The sequence below is a fragment of the Laspinema sp. D2d genome, assembly GCF_025370755.1.
GTDB lineage: Bacteria > Cyanobacteriota > Cyanobacteriia > Cyanobacteriales > Laspinemataceae > Laspinema.
Genome location: NZ_JAMXFC010000077.1, coordinates 1 through 3179, shown reverse-complemented (window position 1 = coordinate 3179; position 3179 = coordinate 1). Strand labels below are relative to the sequence as shown.

General features: G+C 39.3%; 3 protein-coding genes and 2 pseudogenes. 3 read left to right on the top strand and 2 right to left on the bottom strand.

Going from position 1 to position 3179, the window contains the following annotated elements; translation table 11 throughout:
* On the top strand, positions 1-327 hold a 327-nt coding region (locus NG796_RS26215; protein ID WP_261210447.1), incomplete at its 5' end, for a transposase.
* Positions 328-424: 97 nt separating this feature from the next.
* Here NG796_RS26215 and NG796_RS26210 read toward each other — a convergent pair.
* Complete coding sequence (locus NG796_RS26210) at positions 425-1498, bottom strand: IS630 family transposase (RefSeq protein ID WP_261210446.1); 1074 nt, start codon at positions 1496-1498, stop codon at positions 425-427.
* Between the two features lie 89 nt (positions 1499-1587).
* Here NG796_RS26210 and NG796_RS26205 point away from each other — a divergent pair.
* A pseudogene (locus NG796_RS26205) lies at positions 1588-1701 on the top strand (ISKra4 family transposase); the annotation flags it as partial.
* Positions 1702-2528: 827 nt separating this feature from the next.
* Positions 2529-2837: pseudogene (locus NG796_RS26200) on the top strand (DUF4277 domain-containing protein); the annotation flags it as partial.
* 179 nt (positions 2838-3016) lie between these two features.
* Here NG796_RS26200 and NG796_RS26195 read toward each other — a convergent pair.
* Positions 3017-3179: transposase (locus NG796_RS26195; RefSeq protein ID WP_411268826.1), on the bottom strand; the 163-nt coding region annotated here is incomplete at its 5' end.

Genomic DNA, 3179 nt, shown 5'->3' with positions numbered 1-3179 from the left:
AACCTCTTATCCTCATCTAAATCTAAACGGTTGAAAGCGGCTTACGAACATAAAGAGGAATTTCGGCAGATTTATGAAACCCGTCAAACCGTTTCAGAAGGGAAAAAGCGCTTTGAAGACTGGTTACAAAAAACCCGAAAAATTTATGGGAAAGTTATTCAAACTATTTCGGAGTATTTACCAACCATCTGTAATTACTTTATTAGTCATTCTAGCAGTGGACCTATGGAAGGAATTAACAACAAGATAAAGCTCATAAAACGGCAAGGCTATGGATTTAGAAATTTTGAAAACTTTCGGTTACGTCTTTTATCAGCTTTTTCATAAGACTCGTTATAAATTCCAGCTCTAGCCATTCAAAAACATTAAATGTTTTAGCATTTAATTATACGGAATCCGGTTTGTAAAGGTCTACAACAAATTATCAATAGGTCAACCAATGATAATTGGTCAAAGCTTTGATTTCGGTTTGCATATTTTCTTGGAGAAAGCGGCAGCGTTCAACTAAGACTTTTTCTAGGTCATCTAAGGTTTCAAAATAAGTATTAATTAACGGCTCATCTATCAATTTCCCTAACCGCTCTGCTGGTTGTAATTCCGGAGAATAGGGCGGAAAATTTTCAATTTTTACCCCTAAAGGTAGCGAAACTTTCTTGCTTCTATGCCATCCGGCGTTATCCTCGACAATTAAAATAATTTTATCTTCACCCGCTCCAACGTCTTTGGCAAAAGTCTCAAAAACTAAATTTAACCATTGAACGTTTACTCGCGGAATTAAATAACTGTGAATTCCTCCAGTTTTGGGGTTAACAAATCCATAAACATATAACCACTCATATCTATGATGAACAATCGCTGTAGGTCTTTCCCCAACAGGAACCCACACTTTCGCCAAAATTGGTTTTAACCCAACGCGATGTTCATCAAAAAACCAAACCTCTATTTCAGCATTGGGATTTTCTTCTCGAATAAGCTGAACTTTTTTAGGAAAGCTTTCCTTAAATTCTTGTTGCTCAATTGGGCAACCTTCTCGATGTTTAGGTCTGGGTCTTTGCCATGAGTATCCTAACTTTTTTAAGTAGTCCCATCCTCTAGAATCATAGATTTTACTACGTCCGGTTTCTTGTTCCATCCATCGAGCGACTTTAGGTCCGGTCCAAATTCCTCCATCTACAGGCTTCTGTTTTATAACTTCTTTTAATCGCTCTAATTGTTGTGAATTTAATATAGATTTTTTACCTCCTTTATGGTTTATGGGAGTTTTAGGGCGAGCATTTTTAAGTGAATCTATCCCCATTTCATTATATTTCTTGACAACTCGGCGGGCATAGTCATAATTGAGGCCCACAACTGCGGCGGCAGCCTTAACCGTCCACCCCGAAGCGACTTTCCAGAGTAGATGACAACGACGCGCTTCTACTGGATCCTTAGAAGATCGGTATCGCGCTTTCAGGTCCCCCGGACTTAAATGAGGCTTTAATTCGGCTTTTCTGGGCATGGCTATTTTTGTTCGATTTTTTCAGATATTATAACATACCTTAAGCAATCGTATATGGTATTAGATAAACTTATCACCATAAGTCCTGAAGAGCCAAAATAATTTGTTCGATTGGCTCGGGGGCCGTTGAGTCAACAGTCAAACCAATTGACAGACGATTAAAAATTTCCGGAGCTCAGTGGTCTACGGAAAATATTAATTAGATGCTTAATTTGAGATGTGCCTACTTGAATAACTTATTATAAAGTTTAGGCATCCGACAGAATTACTGAATAATTGTTCTAATTTTAAATACTTTGATAAGCGGGTTTGGTTAGGGAGTCGCTAACTTTTGCAGTTCTATAATATGGGGAGAGACTAAAAATTTTTCCCTTATATCATACTTTTGGCTATTTAAAAAATCGGGATGCTCCCAATTTGTTCAGACCTCTAATGCGGAACTTTCTGGATAGAAATCCTTATAAGGAGGCTTCAGACAAGCAAAATTGGTCGAGGGGGGGTTTCTGGGTGTGAAAAATGCCTACTGTTCGGTTCTCACACAAAACTGATTCCAATGGCTCATCGTTAGTTTTGGGCAGTTCGGGAAACTTGAAGGATACAGCGAAATTTGCTAACACCAGGCATAGGGCTAGACTTAAGAAGGCTCGGCACTTTCTCAGCTCTTTATCGAGTTCATCTACCATGATTCTAGCTCCGTAACTCTTCTAATCCTTTAAAAACACTCTAACTTGAACGATCAATGAATGGGCCGTTTTTAACCCCCACAGGGCGGCATCATGGATCCACCTGAAACGGTTAGCAAATTTGTACTCTAAATTTGAACCTACAGAAAATATATCTTCTATCGATCGCGACATCCTCTCCCTTTAGTATGAAGTATTATAGCCCATATTCCGCACTTCCAAATGTAGTATCTTATGTTGTACTAGCCCGCACCCAAACAGGCAGGCTCCCAGCCGAGGCCCTCAAGGGAAGTGAGCGATAATAGTTTAGGTAGAATCCTTGCATCCTAACTATTCAGGGGGTTGAGATGTCAATCGAAGTCAGTAACGTAGACCATTTAGGATTGGTCGCCGGAATAATAGATGACATTGGGATAGTTGAAAAAATCAATCAAAGACTAGGAAACGACAAGCAAGAAAGAATCACTGCGGGTCTTGTGGTTAAAGCGATGATATTAAATGGGTTGGGATTAGTCTCATCCCCCTTATATATGTTCAGTGGGTTCTTTGAAGGAAAAGCGCTAAAGCATTTATTAGGGTCCTTCATAGAAGCTCAACATTTAAATGATGACCGGCTAGGGAGAATTCTGGATGAACTCTACAAATACGGATTATCTATCCCTCTTCTGTCACTCTAGGGCGTCGGTTCAGTACCCGGACTTGACAAAACGACTCAACTAGGCATAAGTGAAATTGACGACCCGATTAAATTAAGCGCTCATTACGGAGTAAAGTCTATGCGTCCTCCTTTGTGGCACCCGCCAGTAGAGCTATCAGATTCAGAACAGGTAAGTAACTAGCCAAAATTAATTACATAGTTTCCCCCAAATTCTTGGAGAATTGTTTCAATGGAGTTTACGAGGGATCCCCAACATGAATAACCATCTAAATTGAGCCATTCATATTTAATAAACCGCCACAAAATTTCAATTAGATTCAAATGAGGAGAATAAGTAGGT

What these genes read in the sequence shown, in the direction of transcription:
- NG796_RS26210 (WP_261210446.1), bottom strand. Translation starts at nt 1,498, where the DNA reads ATGCCCAGAAAAGCCGAATTAAAGCCTCATTTAAGTCCGGGGGACCTG.